Origin of the sequence: Solimicrobium silvestre, assembly GCF_002976435.1 — a bacterium.
In the GTDB taxonomy this organism is placed as follows: domain Bacteria; phylum Pseudomonadota; class Gammaproteobacteria; order Burkholderiales; family Burkholderiaceae_D; genus Solimicrobium; species Solimicrobium silvestre.
This window is the reverse complement of record NZ_PUGF01000001.1, coordinates 69,441-92,418: the sequence shown is the minus strand read 5'-3', so window position 1 is coordinate 92,418 and position 22,978 is coordinate 69,441. Positions and strand designations below refer to the sequence as shown.

Genomic DNA, 22,978 nt, shown 5'->3' with positions numbered 1-22,978 from the left:
TGAAGTAATTTGTTTTTTTATCTGCTGAGGAGTTTGCTATTTTCATTAGTTTGAATTTCATTATAGTTGCCGGATGAAAATTGCAAACGAAATGTGCGTTTAGTATAAAAATTAGTTTGAGCTAGTAATTTTTTACCAATTTTTTGCGATGAGGGCTTTGTTTGAAATGAGATGAAATCATAGTTAATTATATGAAATTTTGCTTAAATATAATGTAAATTTATATTGTTAAATATGATATAAATGCAGGGAAAATAATTTCTGGTGCGTTTATGTCAATGACTGAGCAAACACTATTTAGATCAGAAGTATTCACAGCACAAGATGATGCATGGCTGGGCGCGCTGCATTTTGCGCAGCCATTATCTGCATGGTTGATCGCTGGTCTTGCCTTGATGGTGACTGCGGCTCTCATCGCCTTCATCAGTGTTGGCACCATCACTAAAAAAGCGCGTGCTACTGGCATTATTGTTCCCAGCTCTGGCTCACTCACTATTACAGCTCACAATGCGGGCGTGTTGATCCATCGCCATGTTGAGGAAGGGCAGCAAGTACATGCAGGGCAAACCTTGTTTGAATTGTCGACGGAGCGTCAAGGAGCTAGTGGTGAAATTACTGCATTGGTCGCGCAGCAATTAGCAAGCCGCGAATTATCTCTGGCAACTGAACAGCGCCTGCGCATTAACCAAGATGCCGATAAAAAACGCGTGCTGCAAGAACGTTTACAGAATCTGGCAGCAGAAGCGACTCAGTTAGAACATGAATTAATCTTGGCGGATAGGCGACAAAACCTGGCGCAGCAAAGCTTGCATCAGTTTGAAACGCTACAGCAGAGTGGTTATGTTTCATTGGCACAGGCACGGCAAAAACAGGAAGAGTTAATCGACATTGATTCACGCTTGTCCAGCCTCAAGCGCAGCAAAATGCAATTGCAGGCAAATCAAATCAGTTTGAATTCCGAACTAACTCAACTCGCTACTACGCTGGCAAGTGACCTTTCCCAAATTAAGCGCGCACAAGCAAGTTTGCAGCAGGAAATGCTTGAAAATCAAAACCGTAAAACCAGCTTTATCACCGCACCGCAAGCGGGTCTGATTACAACGATTACGTATCAGGCTGGTCAGGCCGTCAGCGGTGGTCAATCACTGGCAACACTGATTCCGGTTGAATCAATTTCAGCCGACTCAATAATATCAAATAAAGAAAGCTCCGTATCGCAGCTGGAAGCGCATCTCTATTTGCCCAGCCGTACCGCCGGTTTTGTCGCTGTTGGTCAAACCGTTCAAATCCGTTACCAAGCCTATCCCTATCAAAAATTTGGCCTGCAAAAAGGCAAGGTCACCGACGTCAGCACCACGCCATTTGCGCCGAATGAGTTACCGATTAATTTAGCCAGCACTATTCTCAGCAATGCCCAGCAAAACATGTGGGGCGTCAATACCAATGAAGCGCTGTACCGGATCAAAGTGCAACTGAACAAGCAAACCATTGCCGCTTACGGGCAGGAACAATTTTTAAAACCGGGCATGACGCTGGAAGCTGATGTGGTGCAAGACAGTCGGAAAATTTGGGAATGGATAGTGGAACCGGTGCTGGCGGTGACGCAACGCTAGTACCAAGAATCGTTGATGGTTGAGTGCGTGTTGATTTGTACTCAGACATCGCGAAAAAACGTACCGGATATGTTGCTCTGGTACGTAGTTGGAAAGTATCCCATTTTGGGGGGATTCATTTAACTTGTTTTAGGAGTTTGGAATGAGAGAGCTATCTTTTGTTGATGTAGAAAAAGTGAATGGTGGCATTGGGCCTGGCGGTGCTGTACTTGGTGCGCTAACTGGAGCGGCTACCGCGAGTGCAGGGCAACACAATGCAGGTGGTATTGTAGCCGGCGCGGTATTGGGTGGTGTTGCTGGATTTTTTGGTGGTATTGCCTTATCTGGACAGGCAGGGCTTGCAGGTGCAGCTATGTTTGGTGGAATGTCGGTAGGCGTTGCTTGGATTGGAAGTCGATTTCAGGCAGGCGGATATCGTCCACTGGCACCGATGCTTCGTTAATTAAGTAAGTTGCCTCTTTGTTTTTCGAAAGTTGAAATACGAAGAGGCCTTAGAATATTTTTTAGTAAGGAAGGAAGTGTCATGTTAGATACTGGACAGCATTTAGCAATTTTGTCTATTTCAGCAGCATTAGGAGCAGTCTACGTAATTCCAACGTTTAGAAAATCAAATTATTTTATATTGATATGTTTCTTTATTTTTTCTTACTTTATGGTCCTGGGATATTTAAATCCAATAATTCAAGATTTATTTGATCGCTTGCGTAGTGGTTTTATTACTGGGGTAATAGTCATTTTATTAGGATTGATCTCAAGTTGGATTAAAAATAAATGGCCGAATTTTTTTTAAATTTATCTGTAAATTTTTAAAGAGAGATTCGAATATTTTATACGGGAAGGAATTTCGAAATGATTTTCAACGCTTTATATAATGTTGTGATGATATTGCCACCGTCAATGGCAATACCCTTCGTAATAAGAAACTATCATCGTTCGCCTTACTATAAATTGGCATTTCCACTGGTGATTATTCAGTGGTGATGTATTACGGCCCGCATGTCCGGTATTTATTTCACCCTGATTGGGGCGGTACGACTGTCGGTATTTTGTTCGCCGCTATTATTGCCTTGGCGATTCGCTACAAATGGAAATGACAGCCTGTTTTATATCCGCCTGTTTCAATTTTCCATGAAGCAGGAATGGTGTTAATTTTGAAGTGCAAAGAAAGGAGTAATAATGTATCTTTTTCTATATTCAACCTTATCAACAATTTTCACTTTATTTGTGCCGATTTTTCTTATTCACCATCACGCTAAATACCGTTACTACAAATGGATGTTTCCTATCATGATGATTTATTTCCCCTTGCTGGAATGCTTAAATCCAAATGAGAAAGAAATGGTTGATCGTTTTTGGGATGGCGCTTTTAAAGCTGCACTAGTTTTACCATTGACCGCTTTTTTTATTTGGAAAAAAAGGAAATGACAGGCTATTTTTCATTCATCTGTTTCGATCATCATCCATGAAACTCATCCTTCAAACCGAAGCCAGCGAATGCGGTCTGGCTTGTCTGGCAATGGTCGCTAATCACTACGGTTATCACAGCGATTTAGCTGATCTGCGTCGTCAATTTTCCGTCAGTTTAAAAGGTGCGACGCTGGCGCAAATTATGCGCCATGCGGCGGGTATGGAATTATCGGCGCGGCCGTTACGTCTGGAATTGGATGAGTTATCTAAACTGACTTTGCCATGTATTTTGCACTGGAATCTAAATCACTTTGTGGTGCTGAAAAAAGTAACTAAAAAAGGCATTGCGATCCTTGATCCGACGGTTGGCGAGCTACGCGTTGGCATGAAAGAAGTATCTCGGCATTTTACCGGCGTGGCATTGGAGTTGGCACCCAGTCCGTCCTTTAAACCAAAAGAAGAAAGCAAAAAAATAGCAGTGCGCGATTTAACCGGTAAGGTAGTTGGTTTACGTCGTGCCTTGCTGCAGGTGTTGGTGCTGGCGTTAGCTCTGGAAATATTCGCAATTTGTGCACCACTATTTAATCAGTTTGTGATTGATGAGGTGATTGTTTCGGGCGACCGTGAATTACTGACGGTGCTGGTGGCCGGGTTTGCGTTGTTGATGGTGACGCAAACTTTGATCGGCCTAGCGCGTAGCTGGTTTTTGATGCGCTGGAGTATGGACATCGGTTTTCAGTGGGCTAGTCGGGTATTTGCCCATTTAACTCAATTGCCAGTAGCATTTTTTGAGAAACGCCATTTGGGTGATGTGGTATCGCGTTTCGGTAGCATCAATTCAATTCAGGAGACCCTGACCAGTCTGTTTGTAGAAAGTGCGCTGGATGGGTTGATGGCGATCTTGGCGTTGGGGATGATGTTGATTTATAGCCCGAAACTAACTTTGCTGGTGGTGATTGCAAGTGCTTTGTACGGTTTGTTGCGCTGGGCATTTTATATGCCGTTTCGGGAAGCGTCGCAAGAGCGCTTAGTGTTGTCGGCGAAAGAGAATACGCATTTTTTAGAAACTTTGCGTGCTATTTCTCCGTTGAAGTTATTTGGCCGTGAAGCTGAGCGTCGGGCACGTTGGCAGAATTTGAAACTGGATGTGATGAATCGCGATATTAAAACGCAAAAACTGTCGATCATTTTTAAAGTGAGTAATACTGCTATTTTCGGGGCGCAGGGTTTAGCACTGTTTTATATTGGCGCCGGATTGGTGATGCAGAATGCACTTACCGTTGGTATGCTGATGGCATTTTCCAGTTATGCCACTACTTTTTCCGGGCGAATTTCAAGCTTGATTGATTTAATGGTGGATTTAAAAATGATTGGTTTACATGCGGAACGACTGGCCGATATTGTGCTGGAACCAGTAGAATCACAAGCAGGCATGGAAACGGACACCAGTCGTTTGCAAGCAAGTATTACTTTACGTGACGTAAAGTTTCGTTATGCCGATGGTGAGCCGTGGGTGCTTAATGGTATAAATTTGACGATACCGGCAGGGCAAAGTGTTGCGCTGGTGGGTGAATCAGGTTGCGGAAAAACGACTCTATGCAAAATCATTGTTGGTTTGCTTAAACCGACAGAAGGTGAAGTACTCATTGATCAGATTCCTATCCAACAGTTGGGCTTGCCAGCGTACCGGAAATTAGTTGGTACTGTGATGCAGGATGATGTGTTGCTGGCGGGTTCTATCCAAGACAATATCAGTTTTTTTGATGCGCAAATTCAAACGGCGCGTGTTCAGGAATGCGCCAGACAAGCGGCTATTCATGATGAGATTGTTGTTATGCCGATGGGATACCAAACATTGGTTGGTGATATGGGCAGCAGCTTATCTGGCGGACAAAAACAGCGTGTATTGCTGGCGCGTGCGTTGTATAAACAGCCGATTATTTTGGCCTTGGATGAAGCCACAAGTCACCTGGATATTGCTAATGAACAGCGAGTGAATCAGGCGCTTTCTCAATTGCAGTTGACTAGGATTATGGTGGCGCATCGTCCAGAGACTATTGCCGCGGCGCAGCGGGTGGTGGAGATTGTAATGGGACAAGTACGGGAAGTGCATACACAAGATATAACGCTGCTGCCGATTAGAGTAGCTACCTACAGTGACGCGGCGTATCAAGCTTCAAATTACCGAGTAACAATTAGCGCAGGATGAAGTTCAAATTCAATTTGACAGACTACCTAGCCTGCATCAATCGTTGATTCAGCATGGTTGAAAAATCCCGGCTGGAATCGACAAAGAGATGAATATAGACGGCCCGATCTGTTATTTGATAGATGATTCGAGTTTGTCCTACCAGTCTTTGCCGGTAATGCGTTAGACCCAGCTCGGCGATTTCATCTGGCATTGCTCCCGCATGTGGCATAGCTCCGATTTGATTCAGCATTTTTTTGAAGTGGGTTTCCGTTTCAAGCCAAGTGTTCTCGCCAAATTTCATCCTGACCAATTTCCTTATTTCCCGGTAGTCAAGTCTGGCAGCACCAAGGACATTTACTGAATAGATCATTGCTGATCTTCCTGTTCCATTTCGGCGAAGAAAGATGCGCTATCTTGAAATTTACCTTGTTCTATCTGCTGGTTGCCTAGCGCCAGAATTTTTAATAAGGCCATCGTTTCTTGCTGCTGTTCGTAGCTGCGTATGTCCATAACCACCATTTTTGCTTCACCATTCTGAGTGATGATGAGCGGGTTTTTGTTGTTATCAAAATCTCGGATAATCTCAGCCGCGTGTGACTTTAGGTAGGAAATCGGCTTGATCTGTTCTGAAAATTTCATCATAACTCCTGCTGGAAATGGCTAACGATAAGACTAAATATAAACCAAATTTGGTTTTATTTCTATGAAATCTCTTTTACTTGTTTATAAAATTACAGAATTAAGCGATTAAAATGTGTGTTTCGCCAGCCGTCTTAATCGTGAATACTCACCCAATGCCCAAGAAACGCAGCTTCGCCCCCATCGTCAACGAACATACTCGCTTATTGGTACTCGGCAGTTTGCCAGGTGAAAAATCGCTGGCGCAAAGTCAGTATTATGGCAATAGCCAAAATCGTTTTTGGATGTTGATGTCGGAGGTAGTCAAGGTGGATCTGGTCGCGCTGGCGTATCCGGAACGACTGGAAGCTTTGCTGGCAAACGGGGTTGGGCTTTGGGATGTCGTGGCCGAGGCGCACCGTGACGGTAGTCTGGATAGCAAAATCCGCGACCAGACCAATAACGATTTGCGTGGTTTGCTAAGTACGCTGCCACAATTAAGCAGTATCGCTTTTAACGGCGGCACCGCTGCGCGACTGGGTTTGAAAGCGTTGCAGGGGCAAGCGGAGTGTTATCGCATTATTCAACTGCCATCCAGCAGTCCGGCATATACGATTCCATATGTTCAGAAGCTGGATGCGTGGCGTTGTTTACAGGACTGTCTTTAATGTCCAAATAATCTGGCCGCATCGATAGCCAAGCCCGAACCGATACTGCCGAATAAATCACCTTCTACACGTCTTGCGGACGGCACCATCGCCGCTATTTTTTCGCGTAATAAATGCACGCCGCTGGAGCCGCCGGTGAAAAATACCGTATCTACCGCGTCGGCTGAAACGCCGGCGTCATTCAACATGCCAGTTACAGTCGTTTCAATTTTACTGATCAGATGGGCTATCGAATCATCAAATTGTTGTCTGTTTAGTGATAAATTTTGCTGAGGCGATAGACGATCCAGTGCTAGTTCAACCGACTCTGCGTCAGACAAGGCAATTTTTGCTTCTTCCACTTTGAGTGCCAGCCAATGTCCGGCGCGTTGCTCAACTAAATTCAGTAAGCGGCCGAGTTTTTCCGGCTCTTTGGCATGCTGCGCTACGTCGGCAAGTTGTGCCTGCACTTTTTTGGTGTAGGCCAGATTGATGGTGTGCCAGGTGGCTAAATTGAAGTAATAGCTGGATGGTACTTCGGTGTTGTTGCGTAATTGCGTGCCTAAGCCAAACAGGGGCATAACGGAAGACAGGCTGAAGTATTTATCAAAATCGGTACCGCCGATATGCACACCGCCGGTGGCTAAAATATCATCGCGTCGATCATTTTTTGCGGCGCGATCTGGTGATAAGCGTACTAAGGAAAAATCTGATGTACCACCGCCGATATCGACGATTAATACCAACTCTTCTTTTTGGATGGTCGCTTCGTAATCAAATGCCGCGGCAATCGGTTCATATTGAAACACCACATTTTTAAATCCAGCGGCGCTGGCGATTTCCGATAAGGTTTTCTCGGCCAAACGATCAGCGTCGGCATTGCCATCCACAAAATAAACCGGGCGACCCATCACGACGTTAGAAAACTGGTGACCAGCAGCGAGTTCTGCGCGTCGCTTTAGCTCCTTGATAAATTGAGCCAGTAACAGTCGGAAGGTGATAATTTTTCCGCCGACTTCGGTTTGTCCATCAATCAGGTTTGAGCCCAGCAGGCTTTTTAGCGAGCGCATCATGCGGCCTTCGTAGCCAGCCAGATATTCGGCCAGCGCTGCACGCCCGAAGCTGACGGAGTCGTCTTCTACATTAAAGAATACGACTGAAGGCAGAGTCAGTTTCCCCTCTTCTAGCGCCAGCAAAGTCGCCTTACCGTGTTGACACCATCCTACCGTCGAGTTCGACGTTCCAAAATCTAATCCGCAAGCGCTAACCATCATAACCTTTCAAAACAGGGGCGCTATTCTATCTCAAATTGGATAATTTTCTGGTTTGTGCAAAACATAAGCAACTTCCTTTGCATTTTTCATCTCACCGCGTTCCCAGCCGCTGGCGGCATAAAACCGGTCTGCGCGGGTATTGGGAGTAGTGCCAAGCTTGATTTGATCGTTACCTAAGCCAAATAAATAATCAGTAGCCAAGTTGAGTAATTGCTTACCTATGCCTAGTCCCTCTTGTTCCGGTAAAACGAATAGGGCCCAGATGCTGCTGTCTTCATGTGCTGCGTAAGAAAAGCCAACGATGTGCCCGGCGTTTTCGCAGACCCAGCCGCGACCTAGTTTGTCCAAGTAATCTAAATACATCTGTGGGGTAATGATGCGGGGGTTAGAAAGTATATTTTCTTTAACTGCCAGGCGGATGTGCGACATGCTGCTGATATCATCGGGTGTGGCGCGGCGGAATGTCAATGTGTTGGTAGGCATAGTTAGGTGATTAAAATGGTGAAAAGTAGGAAAAAATCAATCTAAAGCGCCGCCAGCTTACGCAATTCATCACGATACCTGCGGCTAACCGGAATCTGCTGTCCATCACGCAATTTGGCACGTGCATCGCCACTATCTAATGGCTCGATCTCGGTAATAAAGTTGAGATTGGCGATATAGCTGCGATGCACGCGCACAAAACGTTTCGGGTCGATACGCTGTTCGATCGCCGCCATCGTCGAGCGCAGCGGATAATCATGTCCCCGGACGCGCAGATTGACGTAATTTCCCCACGCCTGTATCCATTCAATTTCCGCAGCCGGTAGTAAAAACTCCTTGCCGAGACTGCGCACCAAAAACCGTTCTGGTCGCTCAAGTGGTTCGACGGACGGCCCTGTATCGGGTTCTTGTAGCAAGCTGGCCTCACCTTGCCAGCGCAATAAAATCAGGCGATAAAAGCTGACGCCAATAATGATTGCGAAATAAGTTTGAAAGTCTTTCAGGTATTCATACGCCAATTCATGCTGCCAGTTTCCGAAGTCATAAGTTTGATGCTGACTGAAATAAGCAAGCTTGCGTATCGCCACCATCGCACTTACATGCACCAGACAGAACGCCAGGCTGGCAATAAAATGCCAACGTAAATTACGTCGCATCAGTCCCCAGCGTAAGGGCAATTTGCGTTCGAAACTAAGCACGGCGGGTATTAATAGTAATAAAACCAGGCAACTGCTCGATTCCCACACGGCTGGTTTCCACCATTCCAGATCTTTACCCTGACGAAGTTGATCAAGCCAGCTGATGCGGCTGAGAGTGAGTGCTTGAACACACCAAAAAATAATCCAGATGCCAGGTTCAACGTAGCGACGCACTTTTTGGTAGCGAGTGAGCAGATCTGTTTGATGGCTGGACATGGAATCCTGTTTGGGTTTAATTGATGTTGGGATCAAAAGTTCGTCATTATAATCCACCGCTTATCCCAGATTGTCTACTAACCGTCACATAAGTAAATATGGGGGAAATATTCAAATTAAACTGGGGGCCATCTTAACCATGTGGAATTCCAAATGAACAGAAGACATTTTTTAAATTGGACCGGAGCTATGTCATTGGCAACCTTGCTGAATGGCGGCTTGATCACTCGCGCAGTGGCGGCAATTAATTCCACCGCAACACTATGGCGGCGCTCCCGGCCAAGCGATGCTTCTTGGCCTGCAAAAGAACTCTGGGCTGAATTAAATCAGAAAGTGCATGGCAATTTGAGTAAGGTAGATGCGCTGTTTGCGTCTTGTGTGTTGGATCAGAATAGTGCAGCTTGTCTGGATGTTAAAAAAAATATCCGTAATCCCTTCTATATCGGTGACCAGGCTGGTGGCACCCAGGTTTCCGGCTGGTTAAATGCCTGGCGGCCCGAACCTAGCGCCTATGCGATCAAGGCGCAAACTAGCGCTGACGTGGTGGCGGGAGTGAATTTTGCGCGTGAAAATAAGCTGCGCTTAGTCGTCAAGGGTGCTGGGCACAGCTACCAAGGCGCATCGAACGCGGCAGATTCTTTACTGATCTGGACGCGGGCAATGAACAAGGTAACGCTGCATGAACACTTTGTTCCAGCTGGCTGCGAAGGAATAATAGCCCCGGTGAGTGCGGTAACTTCTGAAGCAGGTGCTGTTTGGATTGATCTGTATAACGCGGTAACCACCGAGGCTGGGCGTTATGTACAAGGCGGCGGTTGTGCCGATGTCGGCGTGGCCGGGTTAATCCAAAGCGGCGGGTTTGGCAGCTTTTCAAAAGGCTTTGGTAGCGCTTCATCGCATTTATTGGAAGCTGAAATAGTGACTGCCGATGGCGTGCTGCGCGTGTTGAATGCACAAACTAACCCTGAACTATTTTGGGCGATTAAAGGTGGCGGTGGCGGCAGTTGGGGTGTTGTGACCAAAGTCACGCTGCGCACGTTTGAGTTGCCTGAGTATTTTGGCGCAGCATGGGGCAAGATTAAGGCCAATTCGGATACCGCATTCCAGCGCTTGATAACGCACTTTGTTGATTTTTATGCTAGCCAACTTTTTAATCCACATTGGGGTGAGCAGGTCTCCTTCGCGCCGGATAATGTCCTTGCGATTTCAATGATCTGCCAGGGCTTGAATGGGCAGCAGGCAAAGCAAATCTGGCGTGAATTCTACGACTGGGTTCATGCCTCACCGAACGACTTTACGATTATCAGTGAGCTTGGTGCCGGCGAGTCTCATGCGCGTAATTGGTGGAAAGTTGACGGTAATGATTCGATGATTCCCGATAAGCGTGAAGGCGCGCCTAAGCATCATGGCTGGTGGGAGGGTGATCAAGGTCAGGTTGGGGCTTTTTTGCATGGAGCGGATTCGATCTGGCTGCCAGCGGCATTACTTAAATCTGAGCAGCGTAAACAATTCGAGGATGCTTTATTTCAAGGTAGTCGTCATAAAAAAATCGAACTGCATTTCAATAAAGGGCTGGCTGGCGCGTTGCCGGAAAAGATATTCGCCGCGACAAACACGGCAACCAATCCCACTGTTTGCTCGTCCTTTGCGCTGGTTATTATTGCCGGTGGAGAAAGGCCAGCTTATCCCGGTTTAGCCACCTCAAACATTGACGTGGATGCTGCCAGTAAAAGTGCTCATCAAGTCGACTTGGCGGCACAAGCACTGCGCAATATTGTGCCGAATGCCGGTTCCTACGTTTCGGAAAGTAATTACTTTAATCCCGATTGGCAGCAGGCTTTTTGGGGTGAAAATTATTCCAGACTACAAGCCGTCAAGAAAAAGTACGATCCTGACGGGCTATTTTTTGTGCATCACGGCGTGGGCAGCGAAGAATGGAGTTCAGATGGTTTTACGCGCTTGGTGGCGCAAAGTTAAGAATCACTGTTTCTAATTTGTTCTAACAATAATCAGTGTTAAAACTCCACGAAAAAAAGCCGAACACGTGGTTCGGCTTTTTTAGTCTTACTTCATGCCGACGCAGGACTGAGCCGGTATGAAATCATCTTCGTATTAGAAACCTAATGCATTGATGAATGCGTTAGTAAAGCCAAAAACACCTGCTTGACCATAACTATTGCACACAGAGGAAGCATAGCCTGGTGCGCAATCGACATCACGATCCAATGACCAGAAATGAACTCCAGCCAATCCGTTTTGTAACGCGAAGGCAGAAACTGTGGCCGCATTTGCCAACGTAAATACCTCATCGGTCGCGTCATTTCCACCTATCATCGGAGTGAGTTCAATCTGTTTGAACGGCACACCCCAATTAGCGTTCAGGTTTGTTGCTGCCGTATTGGCGGATAAGCCCATATCACACAGGCCGTTTGAGCCTAGCACGCAGTTAGTCGCTGAGGCTGAGCCGTAATCCATCACCATCAAATTAATCAGGTAATTAGTCAAGCCAGCGCTTTTGATTGAGTTCATCACAGTGATGCCCATAGATCCTAAATCTTGCCCGTTCACTGCAGCTAAGGTGGCAATCGTGAATGAAAAACGTAATTTTGGATAACTAATCTGCGCAACTTTGACGCGTTGAATCAGGTTGTTAATATCCGCCTGTGATTGACCCGCTTCAATATCAAAATCAATGCCGATTAAATTGGCACTATTGTAGCGGCTAATAAAAGTAGCGAATCCGGCATCGGTTGAGCAAGTAAAAGAACCTGCGGCTCCTCCTGTGGAAAGAATATATGTTTTTCCTGCAGCGACCATTGCTTGGACGTTAGCAGATGCCAACGCTGAGCCCGCAATGCCACCCCAGGTTTCTGCACCGCATTCACCTGTCGCAAAAGCCAATGTCAGCGTTTGTAATTTGGCAGGGATGACACTCAATACCGGTTGAGCTGCACCTGTAACGGCTGTTGCCATTACATTGGTATTCCAGTTCATATTAATTGTGACGTCTTTATACGGGCTTAGAATCAAACCTGATGGAAGTGGTTTTGTTGGCGGTGTCGGTGGAGTTGGCGGTGTTGGAGGCGTTGGAGGCGTTGGTGGAGTTGGTGGCGTAGTTCCGCCACAGCTACCTAAGACTGTCCACGGCATTCCGCTACCAGCTGCACCACTATTACTGGACGGTGTATTACCTTGCGTCCACCAGTTTGCCTGATAATTCACACCGGAATAACTGACTTGGTTGCCCGAGTTATAGGCGGTAGTTGCCACCCAGGCAGAATCACATGTTCCTGTTGGCGTTGGGGTAGGAGTTGGGTTTGGTGTAGGCGTTGGTGTCGGAGTTGGAGTTGGAGTAGGCGTAGGCGTAGGCGTTGTTCCGCTCACGCACACGCCATTCGATGACCATAAACTCAGCACACTTGGATTCCATCCTGCGCCTGAATAATCTGTTTGGGCTACTAACGCCGTATAGTTTGAACCGCTGTAACTCACGATCGCACCTGCCGCGTAAGTGCTGCCATCAATCCAGGCGGGACTGCAACCTGGTGTAGTCACTTTTATAGTCGCAGCATGACTGGTTGCCTCGTGAGCGGTTGCACTCGTATTTTGGCTGCTCGGTGATGATCCGCCGCCACAGGCTGCAAGAATACCACTGGATAAAACAAGCGCTAATGCGCCTTTATTATTCCATTCCATTTTAGATTCCTTATTAATTTAATTGAGTTATGCAATACGTCTCCTTATTGCCTTTACCATTTAAATTAAGCGAAATAAAGCTGTCAATGCAATTCACCGCATTTCATTTTTATTTCATTAAATCGTGATAATTTTCTCTTATTTCATGAATTTTATTTACAATTGGTATTAATTATTTCAAAAAGTGGTATTTGATGTTTTTCGGTTTATTTATAGGTAATTTGGATAATAAGTGAGATTAATGGCATATTGGTACCATACCACTTTGTAAAAATAGACGTTGGTGAACCCGATTTTTGATGGCAGCTAAAACTAGCAGTTTGATAGAAAACTCTGCGTCAAACAGCTTGGAATATTGATCAGATTGGAGGCGGAAACAGCATCCAAAAATCCCCACCTTAGTGAGGCAATATTCGATGTTTTAGCTGGAGGTATTTGGAGTGATTTATAGGGGCATGATTGACGAAATACAAAGACGCCGTTCAGTACAGAACAGCCCCTTTTTGCTATAGCTCGTTATCTGGGGTTTTCCCGCCAAACTGTAAGCAAACAGCTCCACATTGCAGGAGAAGCCCCCAAGGTAAGCTATTGTTATCGTCGCCCAGCCAGGTAGCGTTACTTGACTAGCTCAGGCCAGACAATAGCATCATCAACGGCATATAGCTGACAGCCACTGGTCATCTTGTTGCATGCGCTCAATGCCTGCGCTAGCGGATCGTCGCCGCGCGAAGTGCCACTCCATGCACCATTCGGGGCAATCACAAAAGCGCGCGGTTTTTTTAATGCGAGCCATTTCACATAGCCCTCCCGCCCTTGTTCATTGACATAGGGTAAAGCGGTTTGATCCATCAGCGTCGCAAAATGCGTGGTAGGTGGAGCAGACGTTGGCCGCACCCAAACCACCTCATTATCAACGGCATAAACGCGACATGATGGAGCGTGCTGTTGACATTGGTTGATGGTTATTTTAATCGGATCAAAGCCACCGTTTTGCATACTGGCTGAACCATTGCTAGCAAGCGCAAAGACGCGTGGTAGCGGTTTAGCCAAAAAACGCTGGTATAACTCCCGACCTTTATCATTCACATACGGTATCGCATTAACATCATCGATGGCTGCAAAATGCGAAGGCGGTGGAAATGCGGTAGGCATGTATTCCGGATATACAAGCTGATTCGGTAAGCCTATTTTTGCTAAAAACGCGTCTAGTTTGGGAACCCAAATTGGAAAAGATTCCGGAAAACTTAACATTAAATGTGAATTTTCCATGAACTTGCCGTAGGCGACCAGTTCGGCATTGCCACCATTCTTGGTATAGCGCTCCAGCATTTTTCGCCAGGTTTCAACTGGGAACAGTTTATCGTTATCACCATAAAACCACAGTGAAGGAACTCTTGAGTGCTCCCCAAAATAACTCACGGCTTGAGACAACTTTAAATCCGTCGCGCAGTTTGATGCAACCAAGCCGCCAGAAAAATTAATCAGGCCTTTGACATTCGGATATTGCAGCGCGCCAAACGCCAGCGTGTTCCAGCCACCAAAACTTTGTCCAGCCATGACGACGCGATTAGCATCAATATTCGGTTGCTTCTCCATATAAGAAACCACCGCTCGGACATCTCGCGCGTTGCGCAGACCCATACTTAAAAAATCACACCAGTTGACCTCCACCTTGCCGCCAGAACCGGCATAGCCGCGCATCATGGGAAGAGCGACGGCATAACCACGCGATAAAAAGTAATCGGCTGCATACGTGGTTCGATTGCGAGGTTGCGACGCAGGCGGCGTATCCCCTGATGCGCCATGATTCAATATCGCGAGCGGAAAAGGTCCGGGCCCATTCGGTGTAAATACGGTGACTTGCAACATGACTGGCCGATCAGGATCACCGGGAATACTCAACACCTGTTCATTCATGGGTGCATTGGGCATTAACAAGGCGTCGGATGACTCTGCAAAAGCGGGTTGCGTATTTAAAAGTATGGAGGTGATGAAGTAGGAGAAGAAGACGAGCCGCATTTTGATTGATTTCATTATTTTTATTAGTTCGGCAACTATAAACGCGGTGGTTTTGTGTGAGTATTTACAAGGCGTCGATGCTGTTTAAATAATCGAATAAACATCATCCCCACCTATGCGGGAATGATGTAATGATTATGTAATTATGTTGATCTTAATCGAGCAGCAATTCCAGTATTTTCATTGAAGAAACGCCTGAATTACGCACTAAAATTAATGCTTTCCAGTGCTACCAAATCCACCTTCACCACGGGTGCTGTCGGCAAACTCTTCAACCACTTCAAAGCCCACCTGCAGCACCGGCACGATGATTAATTGCGCCAGTCTTTCCATCGGTTGCAGCGTGAATTCGCTATTGCCGCGATTCCAGGTTGATACCATTAATTGACCTTGGTAATCCGAATCAATCAAACCAACCAAATTGCCCAACACGATACCGTTTTTATGGCCCATACCGCTGCGCGGCAAGATCATCGCTGCGTAACCCGGGTCGGCTAAATGGATAGCCAAACCTGTCGGAATTAACACGGTCTGACCAGCTTGAATGGTAATCGGTGCGTCAATGCAGGCGCGTAAGTCGAGCCCTGCGCTGCCTGCTGTAGCGTACGCGGGGAGTTGGTCTTGCATGCGTTGGTCGATGATTTTTACGGCGATTTTTTTCATGATTTTAAAGTAGATGAGTTACTAATGGAGTTAAATTCGAGCCGCAATGGCGGTAATTAATTGGCGTGCCAGGCTGGTTTTGTCTGCTAAAGGCAGTGATTTATGGCCATTCACATCAAACAAAACCAATTCGTTTTGATCTTGCCCAAAAGTGTTTTGCGCGATATTGCCAACCAGCAGCGGTACATTTTTTTTCAAACGTTTAATGGTGCCGTATTCAATCAGGTTTTCAGATTCTGCAGCAAATCCCACACAATAAGGCGGTTTAGCTAGTGCGGCAACTTCGGCCAGAATGTCTGGGTTTTGTACAAAACTCAGTTGCGGTAAATCACCGGCATGATTCTTTTTGAGCTTTTGGTCACTGGCATTACTCACCCGCCAATCTGCTACCGCGGCGACTGAAATAAAAATATCCTGTTGTTCAATTTGTGCGAATACCGCGTCGCGCATTTGTTGCGCCGTTTGAATTGAAGTACGAGTGCATCCGTATGGCATTTCTAACGCAGTTGGGCCAGAAATTAAGCTGACTGTTGCACCTGCTTCAAACGCTGCTTGTGCTATTGCATAACCCATTTTTCCAGAAGATAAATTGGTAATGCCGCGCACAGGGTCAATCGGTTCGAAAGTCGGGCCAGCGGTAATCAAAACCCGCTTTCCTGCTAGCGATTTAGGCGTAAACGCAGCCAGTAATTCGGCAATCAGTTGATCCGGTTCCAACATGCGTCCCATACCGACTTCGCCACACGCTTGTTCGCCCGGTGCCGGACCTAAAATCTGTAAACCATCTTCAAGCAATTGCGCGACATTGCGCTGGGTCGCCGGTTTTTGCCACATTTCAACATTCATCGCCGGTGCAATTAACAAGGGCAGAGTGGCCGGACGCGCTACGCACAAGGTCGACAGCAAATCATCGCAATGTCCGTGCGCTAGTTTGGCGATGAAGTCAGTCGAGCAGGGTGCAATCAGTATTGCATCCGATGCGCGGCTTAGTTCAATATGCGCCATATTGTTGGCTATGCGCGCATCCCATTGGTCGCTGTAAACCGGATTGCCCGACAAGGCTTGCATGGTCACGGGCGTGATAAATTGGCAGGCACCTGCCGTCATTACCACTTGCACTGTCGCACCGTGTTTGATTAAGCTACGGCAGAGTTCGGCAGATTTATAACATGCCACACCGCCAGTTAAACCGAGCAAAATGTGTTTGCCTTTAAGTGGGTTGCTAGCTAAGTCAGACATGATTTTCTCCCTTTGTTCTTATTTACCGCATTTATTTATCGCACTTATTTATTCTTCACGCGTCGTAACTCATCCAAAATAAACAAACCGGCGCCAAGACAAATAGCACTATCGGCCAGGTTAAATGCCGGGAAGTGACTATTAGCGTAATAAAAATCTAAAAAATCGATAACGTGGCCGTACATAACCCGGTCAATCACATTACCCAGCGCACCACCTAAAATCAGCGCCAACGCCCAGCAAAATAAGCGTTGTCCATTGTGGTTTTTGAGCAGGTAAATAATATACAACGCTGCGCTGATACCGATCACGGTAAATAAATGCCGCTGCCAGCCTGATTCACTTGCTAGAAAACTGAATGCCGCCCCTTTGTTGTAGACCAACGTCAGGTTGAAGAAATTGGTGACCGCTAAGGATTCGCCGTAGGCAAATAATTTAGCGATGGTGATTTTAGAGAGTTGATCCAACAAAATAACGATGGCAGCAAGGCCCAGCCAAGGCGCGAGACCGTGTGATGGAGTGCTACTTGATTTTGTGCTTGTATTAATGCTTCCTGATGCTCTCTTCTTAGTGGCCATGTTTTTTAATCGTGTTTGAGGGTTGATCGTAGGGTGGGCACTCTGTGCCCACGCGTAACCGTTAATAAGCAACGGATTCCAATTGAAATTATCATTGATCGAAGGTAACGCGTGGGCACAAAACCGTGCCCACGCTACGAATTAACAGTTTAAGCAAAGTGCCGCGCTTCGCCGTGTTCAAATAAATTTTCTACACAACGTTTGCATAAACCGGCATGCGCAGTATTGATACCGACATCAGCCCGATAATGCCAGCAGCGCTCGCATTTTTTCTCAGTTGACGCCTTGACCACAACGCCTTCTTCTTCCGTGCTGCTCACTAACTCCACTTTTGCGCTGGACGTGATGAAGATGAATTTCAAATCGTCACCCAAGCTCTTCAACACGGTGTATTTAGTACCTGCTGCACGTACAGTTAAATCTGCTTGCAGAGATGCTCCAATTTCACCAGTCACACGCACTTCTTCCAGCTGTTTAGTAACATCTAAACGTATCGCGCGTAGCTCATTATATTTAGCCAGCAACGCTTCAGATCCGTCTACTTCCGGCAGCGTATAAAACAGTTGCGTGAAGATGGTTTCATCGCTGTCCGCAAATTCGCTGCTGCTGACAAAGAACTTCCACGCTTCTTCGGCGGTGAAAGATAAGGTCGGAGCCATCAAGCGTAATAACGAATGGGTGATGTGCCATAAAGCGCTTTGCGCAGAACGACGCGCTGCGGAATTAGCACCGCTGGTGTACAGCCGGTCTTTAAGAATATCCAGGTAAAAACCACCCAGATCTTCCGAGCAAAAGCCCTGCAATTTAGCGATTACCGGATGGAATTCAAATTGATCGTAATGGGCTAACACCTCGTTTTGCAAGGCTTGCATATTCGCGACGGCATAGCGATCAATTTCCAGCATGTCTGCTACAGCCACCAGATCTTTAGTCGCATCAAAGTCTGACGTATTCGCCAGCAAGAAGCGCAAGGTGTTGCGAATGCGGCGATAGGATTCAGTCACGCGTTTTAAGATTTCATCCGAGATCGTGATCTCACCGGAATAGTCTGACGAAGCTACCCATAAACGCAAAATATCAGCGCCCAAGGTATTAAAAATAGTTTGCGGCTCAACCCCGTTGCCTAATGACTTAGACATTTTGCGACCTTCGCCATCCACCACAAAACCGTGCGTCAGCAAGGCTTTGTAAGGGGCGCAGCGATTCAGCATGCTCGAAGTGAGCAGGGATGAATGGAACCAGCCGCGATGCTGGTCTGAACCTTCCAGGTATAAATCGGCCGGGAATGCGGTGCCAATTGGGCCTGTGAGTCCGGCAATCAGTGGCGCAGCGTGCTTGTAGACTGGCGTTGGGTGCGAACCGCGCAATACTGTTTGATGCGTGCAACCGGAATCAAACCAGACATCCAGCGTGTCTTTGTTCTTTACGTACATTGCAGCTTCATCGCCCAGCAAATCGGCTGGCTCAATATTCTGCCAAGCTTCGATACCTTCTTTTTCTACGCGCTTGGCAATCAACTCCAGCAATTCAGCGGTGCGTGGATGCAATTGGCCGGTTTCTTTGTGCAGGAAAAACGCCATCGGCACGCCCCATTGGCGTTGACGCGAAAGTGTCCAGTCCGGGCGGTTGGCGATCATCCCTTCCAAACGGGCTTTACCCCAGCTTGGGTAGAATGTGGTGGCTTCCACGCCAGCCAAAGCAGTTTCACGTAATGTGGCGCCGCCATCTTTTGGCGTCACGTCCATACGTGCAAACCACTGCGAAGTGGCGCGGTACACGATAGGGGTTTTATGACGCCAGCAATGCATGTAGCTATGCTCAAACATCACCAGCTTAAATAAAGTGCCGGCTTCTTTGAGTTTGTCGCAGATCGGTTTGGAGGCTTCCCAAATCGTCATGCCGCCAAAAAATGGCAACCACGACGCGTATTTACCATCACCCATTACCGGGCTGATGATGTCGTCGTCCTTGATGCCATGTTCTTTGCAGGAGTTGTAATCTTCTATACCGTAAGCAGGGGCAGAGTGAACAATGCCGGTGCCGGAATCTATCGTGACGTATTCGCCCAAATATACCGGCGAAACACGGTCATAGCCCGGATCCATGGCTGCTAAGGGATGTTTAAATTCGATTAACGATAAAGCCGAGCCTAAGCAAGTTGCTAAAATCTGGCCTTCCAGTCCGTAGTTTTTCAGGGAGCTTTCGACTAATTCCTGCGCCAGAATTAACAGCGTCGGAACACCATCGCGCACGGTTTGTACCAGAGCATAAGTAATCTCCGGGTGCATATTTAAGGCCATGTTGGACGGAATAGTCCACGGCGTTGTAGTCCAGATCACGCAATAGCCGTGTTGCAGCGGCAGTTTAGCCAAACCAAACGCGGCGGCGATTTTGTCATGCTGCAAAAACGGGAAGCCAACGTCGATTGACGGGTCGCGTTTATCCTGATATTCCACTTCCGCTTCAGCCAAAGCCGAGCCGCAGTCAAAACACCAGTTGACTGGTTTCAAACCGCGATACACATAACCTTTGTCGAGAATGGTACCGAGCGCGCGGATTTCATCGGCTTCATTGCCAAACGCCATGGTTTTGTACGGGTTATCCCATTCACCTAAAACGCCTAAACGTTTGAAATCAATTTTTTGTTTTTCGATTTGCACATCAGCATAGGCACGCGCTTTGGTTTGCACTTCAGCGACCGGCAAATGTTTGCCGTGCAGTTTTTCGATCTGGATTTCAATCGGCATGCCGTGGCAATCCCAACCCGGTACATACGGCGCATCAAAACCCGCTAAGGTGCGGGCTTTAACGATCATGTCCTTGAGGATTTTATTCACGGCGTGACCAAGATGAATTTCACCATTGGCGTAGGGTGGCCCGTCATGCAATACAAAACTTGGGCGGCCTTGCGCTGCTTTGCGGATCCGCTGATAGATTTTTTTATCTTGCCATTCTTTAACCCATTGCGGCTCACGCTTGGCTAAGTCGCCGCGCATGGGGAAGGCGGTTTCGGTCATGTTGACCGGATAAGTCGATTTGCTTGGTTTTTCTTTAGACATTGGGTTCTCGCGTGCTTTAATTTAAATAGGGTGAAGATTCAAACGACTTTTTTTATTCTGGTAGTTTGAGCTTCAAATTCGGTCGGTGGCAGAGATGGTGCGCAGCCCGGGCGTACTGAAGTAAGCGCGCGCCTGTGCCGCATCGGCATCAATTGCCGCTGTCATTGTGGCTAAGTCAGGGAATTTCTTTTCGTCACGAATTTTTTGTAAAAATTCGATCTGCACTAACTTGCCGTAACAGGATTGGTCATAGTCAAAAATATGGGTTTCTAATAAAACCCGACCCGCATCTTCTACCGTAGGGCGCACACCGATTGAGGCAACCGCAGGTAAAGGATGGTCAGCCAAGCCATGAACTTGAACGGTAAAAATGCCATGCACTGCCGGATGTTGATGTGCGATGCGCAAGTTGAGAGTAGGGAAACCGATCGTGCGACCCAATTTTTGTCCGTGTACCACCCGTCCGGTAATTGAGTAGGGATGACCGATTAAGGCGTGCGTCTGGGCAAAATCGCCTTGCGCTAATGCGGCGCGTACTGCGGAGGAGGAAACACGTTGCCCGCCGCTGGTAACCGTTGGCAAGGTTTCAACACTAAAGCCTAATTGCTGACCGGCTTCTTTAAGCAGGGCAATATTGCCGGCGCGCTTGGCACCAAAGCAGAAATCTTCGCCGACCATCAGCCATTTAACGTGTAAGCCTTTGACTAATACTTTTTCAATAAATTCTTGCGGCGACTGGCTGGCAAAAGTGGCATTGAAATGCTCAACAATAATGTTGTCCATGCCAGCATTGGCCATTGCATTCATGTTGTCGCGCAAATTGGCGATGCGGCTCGGTGCTTTGCTTGGGTCACCGGCGCGATGGGCAAAAAATTCACGTGGATGTGGTTCGAACGTCATCACTGACGCAGTCAGATTCAAACGGTCTGCGGCCTGGCGCACTTGTGCCAATAAGGCTTGATGGCCAAGATGAACGCCATCAAAGTTACCTATGGTTAATGCACAAGGGTTACTTGGGATGGAGTGAGAGAGTCCGCGAAATACCTTCATTCGAGCTTAAATTAGGGATGCAAAGTGATCGATTATAAAGGTTTTCAGCATGATTCTTGCTAGAGATTCGGTATTACTGGGCTGTTTTTGTGTGGAAATAGCGGAGATGTGAATATTCTTGTGAATTTTCTTCCCTGTTTTTACACTTTTTTCTATTTTTGAGCGCTTTTCTGGTAAAAACCCGATTCTGATAGTGCTGTGTAGTTCTATCAGAACCGGGTTTCAACGGGGCTGCAGTACAGGCGTTTATTTGGAGCTCATAAATTGGCTCAACATTCCTGCAATATTGCCTAAACCACCAATTTGACCGTCATTTTGGCTGAATTTTTCAATAACTCCAGGCAACATTGCGGCTAAATGGCTGGCAACCTCTTCATGCGATAAACCGGCCGTTTCTGCTAATTGTTGCAATACACCGCTTGGTTCTAAAGCCTGTTGAATTTGTTCGCCGGATACTGGCAAGTTTTGTCCCTCGCCTATCCAGGAAGCAACATGTTCTGATAAACCGGCGTTTTGCAAGGTACTCATTAACTCCTGCACTCCGGCAGATGCTCCGCCTTCGTGGTTAGACAGCAGGCCGATGGCGGCTTGCATTACGGCCATTTTTGGATCAGTCGCATTATTGCCACTTAGCATACCTAAAGCTGCATCAAGAAGTCCCATCATGTTTCCTTTGCGGTTAAAAACAATAATTTAATCGAATTGAACAAAATAAAGCAAAACTTACATTCCACCCCAGAAGGCATTGACCGTGGCGATAGCGGTTAAGCCCGCGGTTTCCGTGCGCAAGACTCTGGCACCCATTGATAAAGAAAGCGCGCCTTGGTTAATAGCCAGCAGATGTTCCTGTTCAGTAAAACCGCCTTCGGGGCCAATCATTAAGGTGATGGCCTGCGCCGGATGATGGCGCGCCCAATCGGCTAAGGATTGATCTGAATGCGGGCTTAATATAATACGCCGGTGCAAGTCTTGCTGACTGATCCAGCTTTTAAAATCGGCTAATTGTCCAAGTTGTGCTAAACGGTTGCGGCCGCATTGTTCGCTGGCGGATTCAATAATTGCCTGCCAGTGAGCCCGGCGTTTTTCCACCCGTTCGCCAGATAAGCGCGTCACGCAGCGTTGTGTGGTGAGTGGCTGGATACCGACCGCGCCTAATTCAACCGCTTTTTCAATAATCCAATCCATTTTACTGGCTTCTGGTAAAGCTTGCGCCAAGGTAATTGAGTAAGCAAGTTCGACCTCGTTTTGATTAAAGGTTTTCACTTCTGCTGTGGCACGTTTTTTTTCTATGCTCGTGAGGCTTGCAACATACGAGCCGCCTTTGCCATTAAATAGAACAATCGGGTCACCCGCGTTCAGGCGCAGCACCTGGCAATGGTGTGCAACGGTATCTGGCAGGTTGATTAATGCGCCGATGGCGAGTTCGGAAGGATAAAAAAAGCGTGGCATTGAAGGGGAATCAAAAAAGGGAAGTAACTATGCTAAACCAACTGGTGTGGGGAAGATAGTAAATTATTTTATTGCATA

General features: G+C 47.0%; 21 protein-coding genes. 7 read left to right on the top strand and 14 right to left on the bottom strand.

What is annotated here, in order from left to right; genetic code table 11:
- The first annotated feature begins 272 nt into the window (after positions 1 to 272).
- From S2091_RS00380 to S2091_RS00360, 5 genes are all read left to right on the top strand, one after another.
- Entirely contained in the window at positions 273 to 1,613 is a 1,341-nt protein-coding gene (locus S2091_RS00380) for an HlyD family secretion protein (protein WP_105529800.1), read from the top strand.
- A 142-nt stretch (positions 1,614 to 1,755) separates the two neighbouring features.
- Positions 1,756 to 2,055 (top strand): hypothetical protein, encoded by a 300-nt coding sequence (locus S2091_RS00375; protein ID WP_105529799.1) that lies wholly within the window; start codon positions 1,756 to 1,758, stop codon positions 2,053 to 2,055.
- Between the two features lie 81 nt (positions 2,056 to 2,136).
- Complete coding sequence (locus S2091_RS00370) at positions 2,137 to 2,403, top strand: hypothetical protein (protein ID WP_105529798.1); 267 nt, start codon at positions 2,137 to 2,139, stop codon at positions 2,401 to 2,403.
- Positions 2,404 to 2,789: 386 nt separating this feature from the next.
- Positions 2,790 to 3,038 carry a hypothetical protein gene (locus S2091_RS00365; protein ID WP_105529797.1) on the top strand — a complete coding sequence of 83 codons (249 nt, stop codon included), beginning with the start codon at positions 2,790 to 2,792 and terminating at the stop codon, positions 3,036 to 3,038.
- A 37-nt stretch (positions 3,039 to 3,075) separates the two neighbouring features.
- On the top strand, positions 3,076 to 5,229 hold the full coding sequence (locus tag S2091_RS00360; protein WP_105529796.1) for a peptidase domain-containing ABC transporter: 2,154 nt from the start codon (positions 3,076 to 3,078) through the stop codon (positions 5,227 to 5,229).
- A 22-nt stretch (positions 5,230 to 5,251) separates the two neighbouring features.
- On the opposite strand, the gene S2091_RS00355 is transcribed toward S2091_RS00360, so the two are convergent.
- On the bottom strand, positions 5,252 to 5,581 hold the full coding sequence (locus S2091_RS00355) for a type II toxin-antitoxin system RelE/ParE family toxin (protein WP_105529795.1): 330 nt from the start codon (positions 5,579 to 5,581) through the stop codon (positions 5,252 to 5,254).
- Positions 5,578 to 5,853 (bottom strand): type II toxin-antitoxin system Phd/YefM family antitoxin, encoded by a 276-nt coding sequence (locus S2091_RS00350; protein WP_423828218.1) that lies wholly within the window; start codon positions 5,851 to 5,853, stop codon positions 5,578 to 5,580. The genes S2091_RS00355 and S2091_RS00350 overlap by 4 nt, the downstream gene beginning before the upstream one ends.
- A gap of 152 nt (positions 5,854 to 6,005) precedes the next feature.
- Between S2091_RS00350 and S2091_RS00345 the strand changes: the two genes are divergently transcribed.
- Entirely contained in the window at positions 6,006 to 6,497 is a 492-nt protein-coding gene (locus tag S2091_RS00345) for a DNA-deoxyinosine glycosylase (protein ID WP_105529793.1), read from the top strand.
- Here S2091_RS00345 and S2091_RS00340 read toward each other — a convergent pair.
- The 3 genes from S2091_RS00340 to S2091_RS00330 are packed head-to-tail and all read right to left on the bottom strand — an operon-like array spanning position 6,494 to position 9,147.
- Positions 6,494 to 7,747 carry an Hsp70 family protein gene (locus S2091_RS00340; protein ID WP_105530163.1) on the bottom strand — a complete coding sequence of 418 codons (1,254 nt, stop codon included), beginning with the start codon at positions 7,745 to 7,747 and terminating at the stop codon, positions 6,494 to 6,496. The genes S2091_RS00345 and S2091_RS00340 overlap by 4 nt on opposite strands.
- A 33-nt stretch (positions 7,748 to 7,780) precedes the next feature.
- Positions 7,781 to 8,233 (bottom strand): GNAT family N-acetyltransferase, encoded by a 453-nt coding sequence (locus S2091_RS00335; protein WP_243405251.1) that lies wholly within the window; start codon positions 8,231 to 8,233, stop codon positions 7,781 to 7,783.
- Between the two features lie 41 nt (positions 8,234 to 8,274).
- Positions 8,275 to 9,147: a LytR/AlgR family response regulator transcription factor gene (locus S2091_RS00330; protein WP_105530161.1), complete on the bottom strand. Its 873-nt coding sequence runs from the start codon at positions 9,145 to 9,147 to the stop codon at positions 8,275 to 8,277.
- Positions 9,148 to 9,300: 153 nt separating this feature from the next.
- Here S2091_RS00330 and S2091_RS00325 point away from each other — a divergent pair, with 153 nt between their 5' ends.
- On the top strand, positions 9,301 to 11,124 hold the full coding sequence (locus S2091_RS00325) for an FAD-binding oxidoreductase (RefSeq protein ID WP_105529792.1): 1,824 nt from the start codon (positions 9,301 to 9,303) through the stop codon (positions 11,122 to 11,124).
- Positions 11,125 to 11,259: 135 nt separating this feature from the next.
- On the opposite strand, the gene S2091_RS24350 is transcribed toward S2091_RS00325, so the two are convergent.
- The 9 genes from S2091_RS24350 to S2091_RS00280 form a co-directional block, all read right to left on the bottom strand.
- On the bottom strand, positions 11,260 to 12,843 hold the full coding sequence (locus S2091_RS24350; RefSeq protein WP_105529791.1) for a carbohydrate-binding protein: 1,584 nt from the start codon (positions 12,841 to 12,843) through the stop codon (positions 11,260 to 11,262).
- 615 nt (positions 12,844 to 13,458) lie between these two features.
- Complete coding sequence (locus S2091_RS00315; protein WP_105529790.1) at positions 13,459 to 14,877, bottom strand: dienelactone hydrolase family protein; 1,419 nt, start codon at positions 14,875 to 14,877, stop codon at positions 13,459 to 13,461.
- Between the two features lie 198 nt (positions 14,878 to 15,075).
- Entirely contained in the window at positions 15,076 to 15,525 is a 450-nt protein-coding gene (dut, locus tag S2091_RS00310; RefSeq protein ID WP_105529789.1) for a dUTP diphosphatase, read from the bottom strand.
- 30 nt (positions 15,526 to 15,555) lie between these two features.
- Entirely contained in the window at positions 15,556 to 16,764 is a 1,209-nt protein-coding gene (gene coaBC / locus S2091_RS00305) for a bifunctional phosphopantothenoylcysteine decarboxylase/phosphopantothenate--cysteine ligase CoaBC (protein ID WP_105529788.1), read from the bottom strand.
- A 44-nt stretch (positions 16,765 to 16,808) separates the two neighbouring features.
- The gene (gene lspA / locus S2091_RS00300) at positions 16,809 to 17,342 is read right to left on the bottom strand and encodes a signal peptidase II (RefSeq protein ID WP_105529787.1); all 534 of its coding nucleotides are present in this window, start codon (positions 17,340 to 17,342) and stop codon (positions 16,809 to 16,811) included.
- A gap of 149 nt (positions 17,343 to 17,491) precedes the next feature.
- Positions 17,492 to 20,401: an isoleucine--tRNA ligase gene (gene ileS / locus S2091_RS00295; RefSeq protein WP_105529786.1), complete on the bottom strand. Its 2,910-nt coding sequence runs from the start codon at positions 20,399 to 20,401 to the stop codon at positions 17,492 to 17,494.
- Positions 20,402 to 20,473: 72 nt separating this feature from the next.
- Positions 20,474 to 21,451 carry a bifunctional riboflavin kinase/FAD synthetase gene (locus S2091_RS00290; RefSeq protein WP_105529785.1) on the bottom strand — a complete coding sequence of 326 codons (978 nt, stop codon included), beginning with the start codon at positions 21,449 to 21,451 and terminating at the stop codon, positions 20,474 to 20,476.
- 246 nt (positions 21,452 to 21,697) lie between these two features.
- Positions 21,698 to 22,117 (bottom strand): YidB family protein, encoded by a 420-nt coding sequence (locus S2091_RS00285; protein WP_105529784.1) that lies wholly within the window; start codon positions 22,115 to 22,117, stop codon positions 21,698 to 21,700.
- Between the two features lie 57 nt (positions 22,118 to 22,174).
- Positions 22,175 to 22,900, bottom strand: coding sequence for a 16S rRNA (uracil(1498)-N(3))-methyltransferase (locus S2091_RS00280; protein ID WP_105529783.1), 726 nt, complete (start codon positions 22,898 to 22,900; stop codon positions 22,175 to 22,177).
- Between the last annotated feature and the right edge of the window lie 78 nt (positions 22,901 to 22,978).

Coding starts and splice junctions, on each gene's coding strand:
- S2091_RS00380 (WP_105529800.1), top strand. CDS start 273: ATGTCAATGACTGAGCAAACACTATTTAGATCAGAAGTATTCACAGCA.
- S2091_RS00375 (WP_105529799.1), top strand. CDS start 1,756: ATGAGAGAGCTATCTTTTGTTGATGTAGAAAAAGTGAATGGTGGCATT.
- S2091_RS00370 (WP_105529798.1), top strand. CDS start 2,137: ATGTTAGATACTGGACAGCATTTAGCAATTTTGTCTATTTCAGCAGCA.
- S2091_RS00365 (WP_105529797.1), top strand. CDS start 2,790: ATGTATCTTTTTCTATATTCAACCTTATCAACAATTTTCACTTTATTT.
- S2091_RS00360 (WP_105529796.1), top strand. CDS start 3,076: ATGAAACTCATCCTTCAAACCGAAGCCAGCGAATGCGGTCTGGCTTGT.
- S2091_RS00355 (WP_105529795.1), bottom strand. CDS start 5,581: ATGATCTATTCAGTAAATGTCCTTGGTGCTGCCAGACTTGACTACCGG.
- S2091_RS00350 (WP_423828218.1), bottom strand. CDS start 5,853: ATGATGAAATTTTCAGAACAGATCAAGCCGATTTCCTACCTAAAGTCA.
- S2091_RS00345 (WP_105529793.1), top strand. CDS start 6,006: ATGCCCAAGAAACGCAGCTTCGCCCCCATCGTCAACGAACATACTCGC.
- S2091_RS00340 (WP_105530163.1), bottom strand. CDS start 7,747: ATGGTTAGCGCTTGCGGATTAGATTTTGGAACGTCGAACTCGACGGTA.
- S2091_RS00335 (WP_243405251.1), bottom strand. CDS start 8,233: ATGCCTACCAACACATTGACATTCCGCCGCGCCACACCCGATGATATC.
- S2091_RS00330 (WP_105530161.1), bottom strand. CDS start 9,147: ATGTCCAGCCATCAAACAGATCTGCTCACTCGCTACCAAAAAGTGCGT.
- S2091_RS00325 (WP_105529792.1), top strand. CDS start 9,301: ATGAACAGAAGACATTTTTTAAATTGGACCGGAGCTATGTCATTGGCA.
- S2091_RS24350 (WP_105529791.1), bottom strand. CDS start 12,843: ATGGAATGGAATAATAAAGGCGCATTAGCGCTTGTTTTATCCAGTGGT.
- S2091_RS00315 (WP_105529790.1), bottom strand. CDS start 14,877: ATGAAATCAATCAAAATGCGGCTCGTCTTCTTCTCCTACTTCATCACC.
- dut (WP_105529789.1), bottom strand. CDS start 15,525: ATGAAAAAAATCGCCGTAAAAATCATCGACCAACGCATGCAAGACCAA.
- coaBC (WP_105529788.1), bottom strand. CDS start 16,764: ATGTCTGACTTAGCTAGCAACCCACTTAAAGGCAAACACATTTTGCTC.
- lspA (WP_105529787.1), bottom strand. CDS start 17,342: ATGGCCACTAAGAAGAGAGCATCAGGAAGCATTAATACAAGCACAAAA.
- ileS (WP_105529786.1), bottom strand. CDS start 20,401: ATGTCTAAAGAAAAACCAAGCAAATCGACTTATCCGGTCAACATGACC.
- S2091_RS00290 (WP_105529785.1), bottom strand. CDS start 21,451: ATGAAGGTATTTCGCGGACTCTCTCACTCCATCCCAAGTAACCCTTGT.
- S2091_RS00285 (WP_105529784.1), bottom strand. CDS start 22,117: ATGATGGGACTTCTTGATGCAGCTTTAGGTATGCTAAGTGGCAATAAT.
- S2091_RS00280 (WP_105529783.1), bottom strand. CDS start 22,900: ATGCCACGCTTTTTTTATCCTTCCGAACTCGCCATCGGCGCATTAATC.